Origin of the sequence: Neobacillus rhizosphaerae (assembly GCF_937468385.1) — a bacterium.
Classification (GTDB): Bacteria; Bacillota; Bacilli; order Bacillales; family Cytobacillaceae; genus Neobacillus; species Neobacillus rhizosphaerae.
Window position 1 is genome coordinate 97,297 of record NZ_CALBWS010000012.1, and the last position, 17,895, is coordinate 115,191.

The 17,895-nt window shown below is 39.1% G+C and carries 15 protein-coding genes, 5 tRNA genes, 2 rRNA genes and 1 riboswitch; of the genes, 9 read left to right on the plus strand and 13 right to left on the minus strand.

All coding sequences use genetic code 11. From position 1 onward, the window contains the following. Positions 1–38 precede the first annotated feature (38 nt). Positions 39–272, minus strand: coding sequence for a hypothetical protein (locus tag M5A78_RS11130; protein WP_248735348.1), 234 nt, complete (start codon positions 270–272; stop codon positions 39–41). Positions 273–491: 219 nt separating this feature from the next. On the opposite strand from M5A78_RS11130, the gene M5A78_RS11135 reads away from it, so the two are divergent. After that, positions 492–1,691 (plus strand): Ger(x)C family spore germination protein, encoded by a 1,200-nt coding sequence (locus tag M5A78_RS11135; RefSeq protein WP_248735349.1) that lies wholly within the window; start codon positions 492–494, stop codon positions 1,689–1,691. 154 nt (positions 1,692–1,845) lie between these two features. On the opposite strand, the gene guaC is transcribed toward M5A78_RS11135, so the two are convergent. Together guaC and M5A78_RS11145 are read right to left on the minus strand one after the other, a co-directional pair. Beyond that, positions 1,846–2,829 (minus strand): GMP reductase, encoded by a 984-nt coding sequence (gene guaC / locus M5A78_RS11140; protein WP_248735350.1) that lies wholly within the window; start codon positions 2,827–2,829, stop codon positions 1,846–1,848. Positions 2,830–3,060: 231 nt separating this feature from the next. Then, entirely contained in the window at positions 3,061–4,092 is a 1,032-nt protein-coding gene (locus tag M5A78_RS11145; RefSeq protein WP_248735351.1) for a fatty acid desaturase, read from the minus strand. Positions 4,093–4,333: 241 nt separating this feature from the next. Between M5A78_RS11145 and M5A78_RS11150 the strand changes: the two genes are divergently transcribed. After that, positions 4,334–5,779, plus strand: coding sequence for a DEAD/DEAH box helicase (locus M5A78_RS11150; RefSeq protein ID WP_248735352.1), 1,446 nt, complete (start codon positions 4,334–4,336; stop codon positions 5,777–5,779). A gap of 79 nt (positions 5,780–5,858) precedes the next feature. On the opposite strand, the gene M5A78_RS11155 is transcribed toward M5A78_RS11150, so the two are convergent. Beyond that, a complete protein-coding gene (locus M5A78_RS11155; RefSeq protein WP_248735353.1) occupies positions 5,859–7,406 on the minus strand; it encodes a bifunctional GNAT family N-acetyltransferase/carbon-nitrogen hydrolase family protein in 1,548 nt (515 codons plus the stop codon). 319 nt (positions 7,407–7,725) lie between these two features. Between M5A78_RS11155 and M5A78_RS11160 the strand changes: the two genes are divergently transcribed. The 3 genes from M5A78_RS11160 (at position 7,726) to M5A78_RS11170 (ending at position 10,037) form a co-directional block, all read left to right on the plus strand. After that, complete coding sequence (locus tag M5A78_RS11160; protein ID WP_248735354.1) at positions 7,726–8,691, plus strand: LacI family DNA-binding transcriptional regulator; 966 nt, start codon at positions 7,726–7,728, stop codon at positions 8,689–8,691. Positions 8,692–8,990: 299 nt separating this feature from the next. Continuing rightward, on the plus strand, positions 8,991–9,800 hold the full coding sequence (locus M5A78_RS11165) for a Cof-type HAD-IIB family hydrolase (protein WP_248735355.1): 810 nt from the start codon (positions 8,991–8,993) through the stop codon (positions 9,798–9,800). A 48-nt stretch (positions 9,801–9,848) separates the two neighbouring features. After that, positions 9,849–10,037 carry a hypothetical protein gene (locus M5A78_RS11170; RefSeq protein ID WP_248735356.1) on the plus strand — a complete coding sequence of 63 codons (189 nt, stop codon included), beginning with the start codon at positions 9,849–9,851 and terminating at the stop codon, positions 10,035–10,037. An 87-nt stretch (positions 10,038–10,124) separates the two neighbouring features. Here M5A78_RS11170 and add read toward each other — a convergent pair whose 3' ends face one another. Next, positions 10,125–11,132 (minus strand): adenosine deaminase, encoded by a 1,008-nt coding sequence (gene add / locus M5A78_RS11175; protein WP_248735357.1) that lies wholly within the window; start codon positions 11,130–11,132, stop codon positions 10,125–10,127. Between the two features lie 71 nt (positions 11,133–11,203). Further along, a riboswitch (purine riboswitch) is annotated at positions 11,204–11,303 on the minus strand. A gap of 166 nt (positions 11,304–11,469) precedes the next feature. Here add and M5A78_RS11180 point away from each other — a divergent pair. The 4 genes from M5A78_RS11180 (at position 11,470) to M5A78_RS11195 (ending at position 15,960) form a co-directional block, all read left to right on the plus strand. Beyond that, positions 11,470–12,165 carry a response regulator transcription factor gene (locus tag M5A78_RS11180; protein WP_248735358.1) on the plus strand — a complete coding sequence of 232 codons (696 nt, stop codon included), beginning with the start codon at positions 11,470–11,472 and terminating at the stop codon, positions 12,163–12,165. Next, entirely contained in the window at positions 12,158–13,162 is a 1,005-nt protein-coding gene (locus M5A78_RS11185; RefSeq protein WP_248735359.1) for a sensor histidine kinase, read from the plus strand. The genes M5A78_RS11180 and M5A78_RS11185 overlap by 8 nt, the downstream gene beginning before the upstream one ends. Positions 13,163–13,262: 100 nt before the next feature. Next, entirely contained in the window at positions 13,263–14,024 is a 762-nt protein-coding gene (locus M5A78_RS11190; RefSeq protein ID WP_248735360.1) for an ABC transporter ATP-binding protein, read from the plus strand. Next, entirely contained in the window at positions 14,014–15,960 is a 1,947-nt protein-coding gene (locus M5A78_RS11195) for an FtsX-like permease family protein (protein ID WP_248735361.1), read from the plus strand. Before M5A78_RS11190 ends, M5A78_RS11195 begins: the two co-directional genes overlap by 11 nt. A gap of 234 nt (positions 15,961–16,194) precedes the next feature. On the opposite strand, the gene hpt is transcribed toward M5A78_RS11195, so the two are convergent. The 8 genes from hpt to M5A78_RS11235 form a co-directional block, all read right to left on the minus strand. Continuing rightward, positions 16,195–16,722 (minus strand): hypoxanthine phosphoribosyltransferase, encoded by a 528-nt coding sequence (gene hpt, locus M5A78_RS11200; protein ID WP_248735362.1) that lies wholly within the window; start codon positions 16,720–16,722, stop codon positions 16,195–16,197. 298 nt (positions 16,723–17,020) lie between these two features. After that, positions 17,021–17,094, minus strand: a tRNA-Met gene (locus tag M5A78_RS11205). Between the two features lie 63 nt (positions 17,095–17,157). Then, positions 17,158–17,250, minus strand: a tRNA-Ser gene (locus M5A78_RS11210). Positions 17,251–17,281: 31 nt separating this feature from the next. Beyond that, positions 17,282–17,358: transfer RNA gene (locus tag M5A78_RS11215), tRNA-Met, on the minus strand. An 18-nt stretch (positions 17,359–17,376) separates the two neighbouring features. Further along, positions 17,377–17,452, minus strand: a tRNA-Val gene (locus tag M5A78_RS11220). A 3-nt stretch (positions 17,453–17,455) separates the two neighbouring features. Further along, positions 17,456–17,530 (minus strand) — tRNA-Glu (locus M5A78_RS11225). A gap of 45 nt (positions 17,531–17,575) precedes the next feature. After that, a 5S ribosomal RNA gene (gene rrf, locus M5A78_RS11230) occupies positions 17,576–17,692 on the minus strand. An 81-nt stretch (positions 17,693–17,773) separates the two neighbouring features. Next, positions 17,774–17,895 (minus strand): 23S ribosomal RNA (locus tag M5A78_RS11235); the annotation flags it as partial.

Sequence of the window (17,895 nt, forward strand, 5' to 3'; positions counted from 1 at the left end):
CAAACCTTATTTGTTAGAATAACTCATCCCCATGCACCTCATTTTAGCCATTCATTTAATATTTTGCTAAGTGGCTTAAAAATAAAGGTAAGTCCGTTTAGAGGGTTCGGAATGTTTAGATGCAAACTTTGGGCTATGCCTAATCCTACCGCAAATAGCAGTAAAATCGAAAATGCCCACCCTTCTCTTTTCAGCTTCTTTTTTTTAAGGTACGGGATTTCCTTCACTAGTATAATGATAGCTACCACTAACACTCCTACAACACCCAACATTTGGATTTCTCCTTCTTTTTCTTACATCACTCTTATCTAATCCATTATTCACCATAAGGAATAGGATATAAACCTTCTAGGAGGATCAAATTCGATTGGATTTATGAAACGGGAAGTTACCCCTCTATACTCTACAATATTTGGTACTTTATTCGCGTAATGCAGCCACTTTTTGGGGATTATAAAACGTATATAAAAGAAGCAAAAAAGGAGTAGTGAATGAAACGGATAATCGTCATACTTTCTATTAGCTTTCTCATCCTTCTCACAGGCTGTTGGAACAGAAAAGAATTAAATGAACTCGCCATCGTGGTAGGATTAGGGATTGATAAATCAGATGATCAATTTATCGTAACAGTACAAGTGGTAAATCCGGGGGAGATCGCTGCCAAGCAAGGAACAAGCGGGAAAGCCCCCGTTGTCGTTTATCAAGACAAAGGGGATACCTTATTTGAGGCAATTAGAAGAATTACAACGATTTCGCCAAGAAAACTGTATTTTTCTCATCTTCGTTTTCTCGTGTATGGTGAAGAGTTAGCACGAGAAGGAATCGGTGAGACATTAGACGCTTTAACAAGGGATCAAGAATTTCGAACAGACTTTTATATTACTGTAGCTAAAGAAGCAAAAGGTGGAGAAATTTTAAGAGTATTAACGGCCTTAGAAAAAATCCCAGTCAATCAACTATATGATTCACTGGAGGCATCACAGAAATCGTGGTCACCTACGATCACGATAACATTGGACCAACTGATCACGGAGTTGGTTAGTCCTGGAATTGATGCCAAATTAACTGGAATTACATTAAAAGGCGAAGAACAAACAGGCGAAGTAATAGAAAATGTTCAACGAACGGAACCTTACACAAGATTGAAATACAAAGACATTGGTGTTTTTAAGGGAGATAAATTGATTGGTTGGTTAAATGAAGAGGAGAGTAAAGGCCTTAATGAAGCTTTAGGGAATGTAAAAAGTACAATTTTAGAAGTCCCCTGTACAAAGAAAGGAAAAACTGCCATTGAATTGATACGGACAAAATCTGATATAAAAACAGTAGTCACAAAAGACGGACCGAAAGGCATTATTAAATATAAGGCAGAAGCAAATGTTGGAAATGTACAGTGTAAGACACTTGATTTAATGAAACCAGAAACCATTAGCGATTTAGAAACAAAAGCAGAGAATAATATTAAAAAAATGATTCGAGAAACCTTAAAGGTAACCCAAGAAAATTTTGAAACAGATCTATTTGGGTTTGGTGAAGCCCTCCATCGTTCCAATCCTGATTACTGGAAACAGGCAAAGAGCAATTGGAATCAACAATATAAAGAGCTACCGGTAGAGTTAAAGGTTGACGTAAGGATAAAGAGGATTGGTACGATTAAAAACTCTCCTCTTAATAAAATAAGCAAACAATAGCATCCATCTTCCTGTTTTGTCGGAAAACGAAGGATTCCTGATAAACTTTCTAGAACCCTCAAAAACATTGCCAAAAAATATTTACAATCAATGGATGGTGCCTCGCACCATCCATTTTGGTCAACGCTTCATCTAACAATTCCAAATTAAATCATTAATAGACCTTATCACCGTTAAAGATGGAGTTCTTAACAACGACATAATCTACATTACGGATGGCTTCTAGCTTATTGCCTCCTGAATATGAAATAGAGGATTGAAGATCCTGTTCCATTTCTATCAATGTATCTGTTAATGAACCTCTGTACTCCACAAACATTTTTTTGCCTTCTACATTTTTCTTTTCACCTTTTTGAAATTCCGAAGCTGATCCAAAGTATTCTTTATAGCGCTTTCCATCTTTCTCAGTGGTTTCTCCTGGAGATTCTTCATGTCCGGCAAATAACGAACCAATCATGACCATCGAGGCACCAAATCTGACAGATTTTGCGATGTCACCATGTGTACGAATCCCTCCGTCTGCAATAATCGGCTTACTCGCAGCCTTTGCACACCATCTTAGGGCAGCTAACTGCCAACCACCCGTGCCAAAGCCCGTTTTAATTTTCGTGATACATACCTTTCCTGGTCCAATGCCTACTTTTGTCGCATCAGCACCAGCATGTTCTAATTCTCTTACAGCTTCTGGAGTTCCAACATTTCCGGCAATAACAAAGCTTTGCGGTAAGTGTTTCTTGATATGCTGGATCATCTCGATCACGGCATTGGAATGACCATGTGCGATATCAATCGTAATGTATTCCGGTGTGAGCTGTTCATCTGCTAATTGTCGGATGAAATGATATTCTTCCTCTTTGACACCGACACTAATAGATGCAAATAATCCACGTGATTTCATATCTTTAATAAAAGAAAGTCGCTTCTCTGGTTCAAAACGATGCATTACATAAAAGTAACCATTTTCCGCTAAGTAAAGGGCTATCTTTTCATCAATAATCGTTTGCATATTGGCAGGTACTACAGGTAACTTAAAGGCATGTCCGCCTAAGGTTACAGATGTATCACACTCAGATCGGCTATTTACTACACATTTAGCTGGAATCAATTGAATATCTTCGTAATCAAACACATTTTCCATGAATCGCACCCCTAAACACGAATATTTAATAATAATTTTATAAAAACGTTCGTACATTTGGTAATGTACATTATTTTTAACAGTATGTCAAAGTTTTAAATATTTATGTAGTAAACAGGACGCGATAATTAAACAAAAAAAAAACTCTTTCCCGTATCAGAAAAGAGTTCTCAAGATTATTTTGATTTGCTGGTACCGAAATTTAGGGGGACCAGCTATTTTTGGTGACGTTTATATCTCAGGTTTAACTTGAGGTGAAATATAATTTTTAGCAATAGCTTTGACCTCTTTAAAGCCCACAAAATTCTTGTTTTTCTCATCCCATAAACGGAAACGAAGTGACCGCAAGCTTGTTCCAAGGGTAATGGTTGGAACGTTTTTTAATGGAAGCGTATTTTTATGCGCCTCTTCAAGTTTATAGTTTGGCACCCTAGGGCTAAGATGATGGACATGATGGAAGCCAATATTTCCTGTGAGCCATTGCAAAACTTTTGGAAGCTTATAGAAAGAACTCCCTTCCACTGCTGCTTTCACATATTCCCACTCTTTATCTTCTTCAAAATAGGAATCTTCAAAGGTATGCTGGACATAAAAAAGCCAAATGCCTGCTGCTCCTGAAATCATGAAAATCGAGCCCTGTACTAAAAGAAACGACTGCCAGCCGAGTGCCCAACAGAGTAATCCAACCAACGTGACAATTAGAACATTCGTCAAATAAGTGTTATTTCGTTCCTTCTTCTTGGCACCTTTACGGTTAAATCTATTTTTTAAAAGGAAAACATAAATTGGGCCTAGTCCAAACATTACCAATGGATTGCGATAAAAACGATAAGCTAGTCGAAGTCTAAGTGGTGCTGCTAAATATTCATCTACTGTTAGGGTCCAAATATCGCCTGTACCCCGCTTATCCAGGTTACCGCTTGTTGCATGATGAACGGAATGCTCATGTCCCCATTGATCAAATGGGAAGATCGTTAACACACCCATAGCAGTTCCAACTATTCGATTGGCACGGCGGCTTTTAAAAAAGGAATGATGGGTACAATCATGAAAAATGATGAAAATCCTTGTCAAAAACCCGGCAGCAATCACAATGGGAATTAGCGCCAACCAATAGGAAACGGAAAGACTGAAATAGGCAAGGGACCATAAAATAATAAATGGCACGACCGTGTTAATAATCTGCCATACACTTTCTTTTGTCGTTGATTTTTCAAAAGGAGCCACTTGTTTTCGCAAATTTTTCGTATTTTCTATTGTCATTTATTTGAATTTCCCTTCAATTTGTGTCGTTAATCAAAGTATAGTGGAAAGGAGATCAACTTGTTAGTAGCAGGTGTCATGTGCTGGGCATGATAAATGTCATGTACTCCTTTTTAAAAATTCGAGCCGAATTGTCGGGCTTTTCCTGTATAATGAACCATATTCGGATTTTGCATATGATATTTCTTTGAGAGAAATCCTATATAGGAGTCGGATAATACAAAAAAATGAGGTTACTTACATGAATGAAAAAAATTTTGCGGATTATCATTTAAGCGCGGAAATAATGAGAGCTCTTGCTGTGTTAAAATACGATACTCCCACAGAGGTTCAGGGCCAAGTCCTACCATTTGCATTGAAAAATCAAGATTTGGTCGTGAAATCGCAAACAGGCAGCGGTAAGACGGCATCTTTTGGCATCCCCGTTTGCGAATTGATAACATGGGAAGAAAAAAAACCACAGGTATTAATACTGACACCCACCAGGGAGCTTGCTGTTCAAGTTCGTGAGGATATCACGAATATTGGCAGGTTTAAACGGATTAAAGCGATGGCCGTTTATGGAAAAGAACCTTTTTCAAAACAAAAGGAAGAACTGCAGCAAAAGACTCATGTCGTTGTTGGGACACCAGGTCGAGTCATCGACCATATTGATAGAGAAACGCTCGCTTTAGACGGAGTAAAGTATCTAATTATTGATGAAGCGGATGAAATGCTGAATATGGGTTTCATCGACGACGTTGAAACGATTATTAATGCTCTCCCTGCAAACAGAGTAACGATGGTATTTTCCGCCACATTGCCTAAAGATGTTGAAAACCTTTGTCATAAATATATGAAAAACCCTATTAATATTGAAATTGCCTCTGCCGGGATCACTACAGACACCATTGAACACACTTTAATAGAAGTGAAAGAAGAAGATAAGCTATCTCTTCTTAAAGACGTAACCGTAGTTGAAAATCCAGACAGCTGTCTTATTTTTTGCCGAACAAAAGAACACGTTGATACCGTGTATAGCGAATTGGAAGCATCCAATTATTCATGTGAACGGCTCCATGGTGGATTAGAACAACAGGACCGGTTTGCCGTGATGGATGGTTTCAAAATGGGGAATTTTCGTTATTTAGTAGCCACCGACGTTGCGGCACGTGGAATTGATATAGATAATGTGACAGTTGTCATCAACTATGACGTTCCCATGGAAAAAGAAAGCTATGTCCACCGAACAGGAAGAACCGGCCGTGCGGGCAATACAGGAAAAGCGATTACGTTTGCGACACCTTATGAAGGAAAATTCGTTAAAGCAATTGAAAGGTACATTGGCTTTGAGGTACCTAAAACAGAAGCCCCTTCGCCACAGGAAGTTGCAAAAGGAAAGGACGCATTCGAAGAAAAAATCAGCGGCCGGCGAGTAGTCAGAAATAATAAAACAGCCCGAATCAACCAAGGTATCATGAAACTCCATTTCAGCGGCGGGAAGAAGAAGAAGATTCGTGCGGTGGATTTTGTTGGAACAATCGCAAAAATCCCTGGAGTAACAGCAGATGATATCGGCATTATAACGATCCAAGATCATTTGTCCTATGTTGATATTCTTAATGGAAAGGGTTCACTAGTCCTACAAGCCATGGAAAATACACCAATCAAAGGAAAGAAATTGAAAGTTAGCAAAGCGAATAAGTAAATAACTTCAGCAAGGACGATTATGCCAACCATAATCGTCCTTTTTTCTCTTCCAAAAATAGACGAAAAGCTTTCCTGATTTAATCCGACATTGCCTGGTTCCATTCAATTCGATACAAATCATGCCGCCTGTCGTGCAATTGGCGCAATGAACCGGAATTTCGGGAACGTCTTAACTTTTCAAGGTCAACATCACCTACAACAACCGTATCAATATTGGCATCACATTCTCCAACAATCCCATCCCTTGCAAACTCAAAATCAGAAGGTGAGAAAATTCCAGACTGGGCATATTGAATATCCATATTCTCTACATGTGTTAAGTTGCCTACGGTTCCAGCAATACAGGTATAGACGTGGTTCTCAATCGCTCGTGCTTGGGCACAATAACGAACACGAAGGTAGCCCTGACGATCCTCCGTACAAAAAGGAACAAATATAATGTTTGCCCCTTTATCAACTGCAAGCCTTGCGAGTTCGGGAAATTCGATATCGTACGAAATTTGAATCGCTATCTTTCCACAATCTGTGTCAAACACATGTATTTCGTTTCCCTCGGCAATCCCCCACCACTTGCGCTCATTGGGTGTTGCGTGAATTTTCGTTTGTTGCTCAATTGTGCCGTCACGGCGGAATAGAAAACCTACATTGTATACATCCCCATTCTCTTCGACGAAATGGGATCCACCGACAATATTGATGTTATAGCGGACAGCCAGTTGGGTAAACAACTCAACGTATTGATTTGTATAAGTCGCAAGCCGGCGAACGGCCCGATCGGGGCGTTTTTCTTCGAGAAATGACATCAATTGGGTTGTAAATATCTCCGGGAATACGGCAAAATCCGATTCGAAATCAGCAGCGACATCGACATAGTACTCGACCTGTCTCTTAAAATCCTGAAATGAGTCAATTTTTTTCATCATGTACTGGACAGCGCAAATTCTAACTGGAAAAGCTGTCCGATAAATACGCTTATTCTTGGGCCGATAATCGACATTGTTCCATTCCATTAAGGTCGCCACTGAAGCAGATGCCAAGTCATCTGGAAGGTACCTTGTGTTGATCCGTTTAATGGTAAATCCCTGCAGGAGCTGGAAGGACAACACGGGGTCATAGATGCTGTGCTTCTCAACCGCTGCCACATATTCGCGAGCTGTCATTTCATCCTTGTACTTGTGGTAATTTGGGATCCTTCCGCCAATGATAATGCTTTGTAGATTTAAGCGAACGGCGAGTTCCTTGCGGGCTTCGTAAAGGCGATGTCCTAGTTTCATCCGCCGATATTCCGGATCCACCATCACTTCAATCCCGTATAAGTTGAAGCCATCGGGGTCATGATTAGTGATAAAGCCATTATCCGTGATGCTGTCCCACGTGTGCTGATCGTCGTATTCGTTAAAATTAACGATAAGACTTGAACAGGAACCTACTATCTTGTCCTCATATTCGACACAGAATTGACCCTCAGGAAATATTCGAATGTGACTCACCAATTGCTCTCGCTTCCATGGATCCATGTTAGGGAAGCAAGTTTTCCCTAACGCAATAATGGCATCAATGTCTTCAAGGCGGATGTTACGGATGATTATTTTCTTCTCGTATTTCGACATATCGGTCTCTGACATTTTCTCACACCCTTACTTTTTCCAGCTCTGTCACAACACTATTTTTTCGGATAGAATAATTCCTAGGTTGGGTAGAAAACATTCAACGTTGTCTCTCTTAGATTGCCTGTTTCCATGGAATAATATGAGAAATATCAGTAAAACATAAAACGGACATTTCACCCTGAAATAACGGGCGAAAAGCCCTCTATTTCTTCTGTTACATGCACCATCTATACCTAGATAGTGCTCCCCTTTTAGCTCTTCTAAATAATCTTGATTCATTTATTCCACAGGTTCATGTAAAGTAAAAGCAAAGGAAGGGAGAAGAGGTTATTGGATGACAAACATTAAAGATTTAGCAAAGATGGCCGGTGTTTCTGTAACCACGGTTTCTCGTGTGCTAAATAATCATCCTTATGTGCGTGAGGACAAAAGAAATGCTGTTTTAGAAGCTATTAATCGAAGTAATTATCAGCCTAATATTAATGCCGTCCACTTAAGTACGGGGAAATCGTTCCTTGTGGGTGTGGTTGTTCCTTACATTGATCATCCTTATTTTGCTTTGTTAATAAAAGGGATGGCCAGTGAAGCATTAGAAAACAACTACAAACTGGTATTATTCCAAACCAACTACTTGGAAACTAGAGAAATAGAAGCTCTACAAATGTTAAAACAAAAGCAAATTGATGCCTTAATTATCTGTTCGAGAAAATGCAGTTGGTCGACAATCGAAGCGTATTTGCTTTATGGCCCGATTATTTTATGTGAAGATACGCGCGGGAAAAGGGTGTCCTCAACATTTGTTGACCACTATAAAAGTTTCATGATTGCATTAGAACACCTTTATCAAAAGGGTCATCGCAAAATTGGTTATTGTATTGGCCGGAAATCAGGTACTAATAGTAGACAGAGAGAATTGGCGTTTAAGGATTTTGTTGAAAACTATCATTTGCCCTATGAACCTGCATACATTTTTGAGCACTGTACTCATTTTGAGGACGGGGAACAAGTAATTGAGCGAATCCAACAAATGTCTAATCCGCCATCGGCCTTGCTGGTGACAAGTGATGAGGTTGCTGCCGGGATAGTAACCTGTGCGCAAAATCGAAATATTTCGATACCAGGCGACCTCGCACTATTAGGGTTCAATAATCAACCCATCGCAAAGATGATGAATATCACGACTATTGAAATTCCGCTTGTGGATATAGGCAGGAAATTATTTCTTCAAGGAATAAACATTAGCAAAGAAGCTGCCTATCAAGAAATACCCGTTACATTGATTGAACGTGAAACAGTCTGAAATTTAGTGGTGCTGGACACCAAAATGAATGGATTACCAGACTTGGGGCTGAATTTGTCACCAAGTCTTTTTGCTGGCTTAGATTCTTTGCATCCTCGGGTAACAGGGACTTAGCCGACAGTTACTGCCTCCTATCCGACAGTAAGTCATTTACCCCAACCAAAAACTTTCATCAAATCTCTTGACCTGAAACGCGTTTCATAAAATATGCTAGTTTTGCAAGACGACGCAACACCTAGTCGGCGTAACCGGGAAACTGAGCGTAACGGCTGTGTTGTGTTTTACTGGAGGTATGGGAAATGAAAAAAACAATTGTGTTTTTTGATATTGATGGAACACTTTTAAATGAAGAAAAAATAATTCCTGATTCCATGAAGAGAGCTGTACGTTTACTGCAGGATAAAGGAATTCACACCGTGATTGCCACGGGGAGAGTACCGAAGATGTGTTATTGGATTCAAAAGGAATTAAATATTGATTCTTATGTATCGATGAATGGCCAATACGTGGTGTTTGAGGGAAAAGAAATTTACTCAAACCCGATTAACTCTGAAATAGTGCAATCTCTTACTTCGGTTACTACAAGCAACGGTCATGCCTTAGCTTATTGCAGCCACCACGACTTTAAGGTTAGCAAAAGAAACCATCCATATATCGAGGCAAGCTTTGATTCATTGATGATGCCCTATCCTGAAGTGGACGAAGAATTTTATAAAAATAGAGCTATTTATCAAGGACATCTCTACTGTGGCCGTAAAGATAAACAAATGTATGTAGACCAGTTTCCTGATCTTAGATTCATCAAATGGCATGACTATGCTTATGATATCCTTCCAAAGGGGGCTTCCAAAGCAGTCGGCATCCACAAGCTGCTTGAGGTGTTGGATATTAACATAGAGAACAGCTTTGCATTTGGAGATGGTTTGAACGACTTAGAAATGCTAACGTCCATTGGCACGGGAATCGCAATGGGAAATGCGGTTCCCGAAGCAAAGGCCGCTGCAGATGTCATCACTACTTCTTCTTCTAAAGATGGGATTCTCAACGGGCTCTTACAGGTTGGCCTATTAGAGAAATCCAAAATCACGGCTAGCATAATACCTGCTTAGCGTAAATATGATAAAGGTAAGAATCCTAATACAGGGGGTTGTTATCGAATGATATTTTTTAATAAAATTGCTTTATTTTTTGTGGTTTTATATTCTTTTACGATAATTATAAATACTTATTTAGGGGAAAACGAACGGGTACAATCTAATGTCATTTACTTTTTATTGAATGGGTTTGCCTATATTGTATCAGCCATGGAAGTCGAAAAAGAAAAACAGATAGTTGTAGAAACTTAATATTAATTTATCTATGTTCAATATAGATTTTAATATTCGTTTATTAGTTTTCTACTTTCGAAAAGCAACGCATGGCGAACAGTGATGTCACTGTTCGCCATTATATATATATTTCTTCAGCTTTTCTTTTGTTTCTCCATCAGCAAAACATGCTTCCACACTCGTAAGATAAATTTGCTGATAATCCTCTTCATTTATATTAAATTCATTAAAAACAACTGTACATTCATTCGCCATCGTTGTATCCGATACAGTTCTGTTGTCTGTATTAACCGTTACTTTTATGCCATCCTTATGGAACTGATAGATTGGATGTTCACTATATTGAGGGACTGCTTTTGTTTGAACATTACTTGTTGGGCACATTTCAAGCACCACTTGTTTTTCCTTAACGACATCATACGCCTCCACACAGTCCTTAATAAAGACGCCGTGCCCGATTCTTTCAGCACCAAGAAGTTCAACAGCTTCCAGAACATTTTTTCCAATTCCAGTTTCACCAGCGTGGATGGTGACTCGGTAGCCATATTCTCTAGCTAAGGCAATCGGTTCAACAAATTTTCCGCAAAAGCCTTCCTCTTCAGATGCACATAAGTCGATGGCCACAACCCCTTTTCCAAGGAATTTCTTACCATCTTCTACAACCTCAAACGCACTTTCCACTGACATGGTTCTCATACATGATAGAATGATATTCCCTTTTATATCGAACTGAGCTTCTGCGTCCTTCATACCATCTATGACGCTCTCGATGATTTCATCGACAGATAACCCCTTGACAGTGTGCAGTAACGGAGCAAATCTTACCTCCATATATTTCACATTTTCCTGTGCTGCATCCTCAAAAAGTTCAAAGGAAATTCTTCTTAGGTTTTCTTTTGACTGCATGACTAAATTGGGAATGGCAAACCTTTTCAAGTATTCATCAAGGGATTCACAATTTAATGGAGCAATGAGTTCTCTTTCTAACGCTTCTATTTCCACGGACGGTAACCGGATACCCTCTTGCTTTGCGATATCAATAATGGTTTCAGGTCTAAGACTTCCATCTAAATGGCAGTGAAGTTCAATTTTAGGTAATAGTGAAAAATTCATAGTTGTCCTCCTCAAATTATCTTAAATTTTTTCTAAAAAAAAAAAAAAATTCCTGATTACGAAGAAAATACAAGTCCATGTACTTTCTTCGTAATCAGGAATTATTGGTTCCTGGTAGAGACCTCCAAACCATATCATTGGAGTTATACGAACAAAATTGATTAGTCTATAATATAAAAGGATAGTAAAATTTATTTTTCTTGTCAAGCGGATTCATTTTCCAAAATCCCTGGATTCATTCTATATGTTAGTGGAAACAGCCGCCTTCCCCTATAGCACAGAAATAGGATATACTATACAATTATTTTAAAGTAGATAAAAAAGTATGGTGAATCCGTTGTTTAAACTCTTGTTAATTGAAGATGATGTAACATTATTTAATGAAATGAAAGAACGGTTAACTGGGTGGTCTTATGATGTGTACGGGATTACTGATTTTAGCCAGATCCTGCAGGAATTTACGGCGATAAAACCTGACTTAGTTGTGATTGATATTCAATTGCCGAAATTTGATGGCTTCCATTGGTGCCGGATGATCCGCTCCCATTCGAATGTTCCGATTCTATTTTTATCATCTCGTGACCATCCGACAGATATGGTAATGTCGATGCAGCTTGGTGCTGACGATTTTATTCAAAAACCGTTCCATTTTGATGTGCTGATTGCGAAAATACAGGCAATTCTTCGCCGTGTCTATAATTACAATACCGAGCAAATTACTCTCAAAACATGGTGTGGTGCCACGGTGGATTATGAGAAAAATACGGTCAGTAATGCTGTGGGTATGGTTGAACTGACAAAGAATGAAACGTTTATCTTAAAAAGGCTGATTGAGCAAAAAAATAAGATTGTCAGCCGAGAAGACTTGATTAAAAGCCTGTGGGAGGATGAGCGCTTTGTCAGTGATAACACCTTAACGGTCAATGTTAATCGTTTGCGAAAAAGATTGGACGAGCTTGGTTTAGGACGCTATATCGAAACGAAGATTGGGCAGGGTTACATCGCGATTGAAGAGGAAAATAGTTATGATTAAGAAATATTTAATTGAAAGGCGAAGCTGGATTTTTCTATTCTTATTTATTCAAGTACTCATTCTTTTTGTGGCTTATCTCGATAGGGCGCTTCCCTTGATGCCATTCTTCTATATTATCTTCCTATCCATGCTCGTTTTTAGTATCTTTTTGATTTTCCGCTATCATAAGGAAACAAAGTTCTACAAAAGTTTAGCGGAATGGGAGAACAATCTTGATTTAACCAATATAGCGCATCCTGAAAGCCCCTTTGAAAAAATGATCGAAAGAAGTATTGTGAAGCAAACAGAATGGCTTAAGCGGGAAGCATCGCAAAACTTTCTGATATTAGAACAGGAGAAGGATGACCTATTAGCTTGGATTCACGAAGTCAAGACACCGTTAACAGCGATGCATCTAATGATTGACCGCGTAGACGATGAACGGATGAAGGCCCAATTAACTCATGAATGGTTACGAATTCATCTGCTTCTTGATAACCAGCTTCACCAAAAGCGGATCCCCTTTATGGAGAATGATTTATATATTGAAAAAACCGATTTAAAGGCGTTACTTTTTAAAGAGATTAAAACGTTACAATCCTGGTGTATGCAAAAGGGCATTGGCTTTGATGTTGATTTAGAGGCACCTACAGTCTTAACCGATGCCAAGTGGCTTTCTTTTATAATCAGACAGCTGTTGACAAACGCGGTGAAATACAGTGAATCATCCGACATTATAATTAAAAGCTTTCAAAAAGACGGGCAAACAGTCCTTGAAGTAAAGGATTATGGACGTGGCATCGATCCTAAGGACCTGCCGCGTATTTTTGAGAAGGGTTTTACCTCGACGACTGCTCATCATGACAACGCCGCAACAGGCATGGGATTGTATTTAACAAAAAGAATTGCCAAGGCATTATTAATCCATATTGATGTACACTCAGACCTTGGAAGAGGAACTAATTTTACATTAACCTTTCCAAAAAGGAATGAATTCAATCATATTGCAGGCATGTGACAACAATGTCACATGCTTTTATGATTTGTTCGCCCAATCGAAGGATTGGAATCATCCTACCATTTATACTAAGGTTATCGAAATTAAGGAGCGTGTCAGTATGCATATTTTAGAAGCCAATAAACTTCATAAAAGCTATGGCAATAAATTAAATAAACAAGAAGTATTAAAAGGGATTGATATTACCGTTGAAAAAGGGGAATTCGTCAGCATCATGGGTGCCTCGGGTTCCGGGAAGACAACCTTGCTCAATGTTCTTTCCTCGATTGATAAGGTGAGCAGCGGGACCATCAAAATTGAAGGAAAAGAAATGACAGCGATGAAGGAAAAGCAGCTGGCTGAATTTCGCAAGCATCACCTGGGCTTTATTTTTCAAGATTATAACCTTCTAGATACATTAACAGTCAAAGAAAATATCCTGCTTCCTTTATCGATTACGAAGGTATCTAAAAGAGAAGCCGATGAAAAATTTAATGCGGTGGCAACGGAACTGGGTATTCATGACATCAAGGATAAGTATCCAAATGAAATTTCCGGCGGTCAAAAACAGCGTACCTCTGCAGCACGGGCGTTTATTCACGAACCAAGCATTATTTTCGCTGACGAACCAACCGGTGCACTCGATTCAAAATCGGCATCCGATTTGCTAAACAAATTAAGCGAATTAAATCAAAACCGAAAAGCAACGATTGTGATGGTTACGCATGATCCGGTGGCAGCAAGCTTCAGTAGCAGGGTTATATTTATCAAAGATGGACGGATTTACACACAATTAAATAAAGGAGAACAATCAAGGCAGACGTTCTTTAAAGATATCATGAAAACCCAAAGTGTATTAGGCGGTGTCCCAAATGAGCGTTAACCAACTCATTTTTCGCAACCTAAAAAAGAATTTAAAAAATTACTATCTTTATGTGTTTGCGCTGATCTTTAGTGTTGCCCTTTATTTCGCCTTTGTCACCTTGCAATATGATCCGGCGATGAACGAAACAAAAGACTCCATTAAAGGGGCCGCTGCGATTCGGGCAGCATCTATCTTACTCGTCGCGATTGTTTCCATCTTTCTGCTATATGCCAATAACATTTTTATTAAACGCCGCAGTAAGGAGATTGGGCTATTTCAATTAATCGGGATGACAAAAAGCAAGATATTCAACATCCTGACTGCCGAAAATTTCATCCTTTATTTTGGTTCATTAGTCATCGGAACCTTTATCGGTTTTTCCGTTTCTAGATTAATTCTGATGATTCTGTTTAAAATTACAGGTATAGACGCAGTCGCTTCCCTAAACTTCTCTTCACAAGCATTGATTCAAACAGTTGTGGTGTTTTGTGCCATCTATCTGTTTATCATGCTGATGAATTATGTGTTTATTAAAAGACAGAGTATCCTTTCGTTATTTAGAGTAGTTTCTTCAACGGAAGGTAAAGTGAAAAAGATGTCTGTCTTTGAAATCATCATCGGGATTATTGGGTTGATTTCGATTGTTTCAGGCTACTATGTTTCATCGAAACTGTTTGGCGGCGATTTTACCACCATGACTGAACTTTTTGGAGCCATGATTTTTATTCTTGGGTCTGTCATTATCGGAACCTATCTTTTTTATAAAGGGTCAGTCAGTTTTATCTTTAACCTCATTCGGAAAAAGAAGGATGGTTATTTAAATATTAATCAGGTATTATCACTATCCTCGATTATGTTTCGGATGAAATCGAATGCCTTATTATTAACAATCATTACAACAGTATCGGCCCTAGCGATTGGGTTATTGTCTTTAAGTTATATCTCCTATTATTCAGCAGAAAAAATGGCTAAAAATAATGTCGCAGGCGATTTTTCATTCATAGATACGGAAAATGCTGCTCAATTCAAAAAGGAATTAGCTACGAATGACATTCCGTTTAATGAAAATAAGATTGACGTTATTCAGGTGAATGCGAATCTTAAGGAAATTTTGGATATAAATCTGGAAGAGTTAATGTTTGATCCGAAGGCTATGCCCATTCCTGTTATAAGTGATAAGGCTGTTAAAAATATCGATGTGTCTGAGGGGGATACTATTTTTACCGGCTATAATGATTTACTGCAGAAATTTATGAAGCTAAAGGATTCAGGTAACATAGAAATGAAAGGGCAAAACGAAGCGATTCCCCTCAAATACTTAGGTTTAAAAAAGGATTTCGTCGTTTCTTCTTACTTTACAAACGGCGGGGAGCCAATTGCCATTGTCGATGAAACGGTTTTCGAGCGTCTAAAGAAAGACGTAAATCCTGCCATTCAGAAGGAATCCTCCATCTTTATCGGGATTACGTTAAAAGATGAAGCAAATCTCGAAAAAGCAAATGATATTTTTAAAAAGATGAATGTTAATGATGACAATATATTTTCTTCACGCTTGGAAATCAGCAATTCGCAGAAAAAAACAATGGGCCTCATCATGTTTATCGTTGGATTTTTAGGATTAACGTTTCTAGTTACATCTGGATGTATTCTTTATTTTAAACAAATGGGTGAGGGTGAAGAGGAAAAGCCGAATTATACGATTTTAAGAAAGCTCGGTTTTACTCAGGGGGATTTATTAAAAGGCATTCAAGCAAAGCAAGTGTTTAATTTCGGAATTCCTTTAGTCATTGGCCTCTTCCATAGCTATTTCGCCGTTCAATCAGGATGGTTCTTATTCGGAACAGAGGTGTGGACACCAATGATTATCGTCATGGTCATCTATACCGGATTGTACTCGATTTTCGGAATCCTATCTGTTCTCTATTACAAAAAGGTGATTAAGGAAGCACTGTAAAAAGCAATCTTGCATCAACCGAACTGGTAGCATATTAAAGCAACAGATCAAAAGGCTAAGAGTTCCGATAACGTGGAGAATTATTAAAATAATACGATTAGATGAAATACTTATTTCACTTGTATAATCGACTTTTATTGCGATTAACAGATTTTGGAGATTATTAGAGGAAAATAAATAAAACAAAGGATACTGTGTTAGCGCAGTATCCTTTGTTTTATTATTAAAGGAGTTCTAGTACTCTTCAACCGTAGCGATATAAGGTAAATTTCTATACTTCTGTGCGTAGTCAATTCCGTACCCCACAATGAACTCGTCCGGGATTACAAAGCCAACATAATCAACAGGCAATGCTATTTTTCTTCTTTCAGGCTTGTCTAATAGAGTGCAAATTTTAATTTGTTTCGGCTTATGCATTTTCAAATGATCCCGCAGGAAATGCAGGGTAAGTCCACTGTCTATAATATCCTCAACCACTAATACATTCTGATTGGTAATATTAGCATCAAGATCCTTCAAGAGCTTTACTTTCCCAGTTGTTTCAGTCTGGTCGCTGTAGCTGGAAACTGAGATGAAATCGACTTTAATTTCTCCCTTCATCTCGCGGATCAAATCAGCCGCAAATACAAAAGATCCTTTAAGAACAATGATGAGGAAGATTGGTTCATTGTTAAAATCAGTTTCAATCTCCTCTGCTAGTTTCTTCACTCTTTTTTTTAATTCCGTTTCTGAAATCATCATATCTTTAATTCTATATGCCACGAACCATACCTTCTTTCTTTTAGTGAACTCTCTTAACGTTTGAAAATCGAGGCAGCTGATTTTCCATCCATTTCTCAATCCTTATTCTTCGCCGCTTTTGTGATGAAATATGCAAAAATAAATAAAGCACCTTGTTAGAGGTGCTCTAGGATTATTGTAGTTATCGTTTATTATATATCGTCAAAAACTAAAAAATCTTCGGATGTTGACAGGAAAGCTTATGGGCCTAAATGGACTCGAACCCGCGACCTTCTGCGTGACAGGCAGGCATTCAAACCAACTAAACTACTAGACTATATTGCGGGGACAGGATTTGAACCTGCGACCTTCGGGTTATGAGCCCGACGAGCTACCGAACTGCTCCACCCCGCGACAATAAAAAATACTATGTTTTGTCCATGCTCATAGTTTACATGGACTGTACAAAAAAATATATGGAGGAGGAAGAGGGATTCGAACCCCCGCGCGGTATGACCCGCCTGTCGGTTTTCAAGACCGATCCCTTCAGCCAGACTTGGGTATTCCTCCATTATCAAAAAAACAATCCCTAAAATTCATTTGGTAGCGGCGAAGGGAGTCGAACCCCCGACCTTTCGGGTATGAACCGAACGCTCTAGCCAGCTGAGCTACACCGCCAAATGTAATATTCACTTATGGTGGAGGATGACGGGATCGAACCGCCGACCCTCTGCTTGTAAGGCAGATGCTCTCCCAGCTGAGCTAATCCTCCATATGGTGACCCGTACGGGATTCGAACCCGTGTTACCGCCGTGAAAGGGCGGTGTCTTAACCGCTTGACCAACGGGCCAACAATAAATTTCCGCAAAATAATAGCCCCAATTGGGGCTGCATAGCCTGGCAGCGTCCTACTCTCACAGGGGCGCCTGCCCCAACTACCATCGGCGCTGAGAAGCTTAACTTCCGTGTTCGGTATGGGAACGGGTGTGACCTTCTCGCCATTGCTGCCAGACTATTTGGTTGAGGTTTCATTCCCTCAAAACTAGATAATGTAGAAGAAGTTGTTGGTAAACACGAGTCAATCAAATAATAAATGGTTAAGTCCTCGAACGATTAGTATCAGTCAGCTCCACACGTCACCGCGCTTCCACCTCTGACCTATCAACCTGATCATCTTTCAGGGTTCTTACTAGCTTGCGCTATGGGAAATCTCAT

What these genes read in the sequence shown, in the direction of transcription:
- M5A78_RS11185 (WP_248735359.1), top strand. Translation starts at nt 12,158, where the DNA reads ATGATTAAGAAATATTTAATTGAAAGGCGAAGCTGGATTTTTCTATTC.
- M5A78_RS11160 (WP_248735354.1), top strand. Translation starts at nt 7,726, where the DNA reads ATGACAAACATTAAAGATTTAGCAAAGATGGCCGGTGTTTCTGTAACC.
- M5A78_RS11135 (WP_248735349.1), top strand. Translation starts at nt 492, where the DNA reads ATGAAACGGATAATCGTCATACTTTCTATTAGCTTTCTCATCCTTCTC.
- M5A78_RS11165 (WP_248735355.1), top strand. Translation starts at nt 8,991, where the DNA reads ATGAAAAAAACAATTGTGTTTTTTGATATTGATGGAACACTTTTAAAT.
- M5A78_RS11155 (WP_248735353.1), bottom strand. Translation starts at nt 7,406, where the DNA reads ATGTCAGAGACCGATATGTCGAAATACGAGAAGAAAATAATCATCCGT.
- add (WP_248735357.1), bottom strand. Translation starts at nt 11,132, where the DNA reads ATGAATTTTTCACTATTACCTAAAATTGAACTTCACTGCCATTTAGAT.
- M5A78_RS11170 (WP_248735356.1), top strand. Translation starts at nt 9,849, where the DNA reads ATGATATTTTTTAATAAAATTGCTTTATTTTTTGTGGTTTTATATTCT.
- M5A78_RS11150 (WP_248735352.1), top strand. Translation starts at nt 4,334, where the DNA reads ATGAATGAAAAAAATTTTGCGGATTATCATTTAAGCGCGGAAATAATG.
- M5A78_RS11190 (WP_248735360.1), top strand. Translation starts at nt 13,263, where the DNA reads ATGCATATTTTAGAAGCCAATAAACTTCATAAAAGCTATGGCAATAAA.
- M5A78_RS11145 (WP_248735351.1), bottom strand. Translation starts at nt 4,092, where the DNA reads ATGACAATAGAAAATACGAAAAATTTGCGAAAACAAGTGGCTCCTTTT.
- guaC (WP_248735350.1), bottom strand. Translation starts at nt 2,829, where the DNA reads ATGGAAAATGTGTTTGATTACGAAGATATTCAATTGATTCCAGCTAAA.
- M5A78_RS11195 (WP_248735361.1), top strand. Translation starts at nt 14,014, where the DNA reads ATGAGCGTTAACCAACTCATTTTTCGCAACCTAAAAAAGAATTTAAAA.
- M5A78_RS11130 (WP_248735348.1), bottom strand. Translation starts at nt 272, where the DNA reads ATGTTGGGTGTTGTAGGAGTGTTAGTGGTAGCTATCATTATACTAGTG.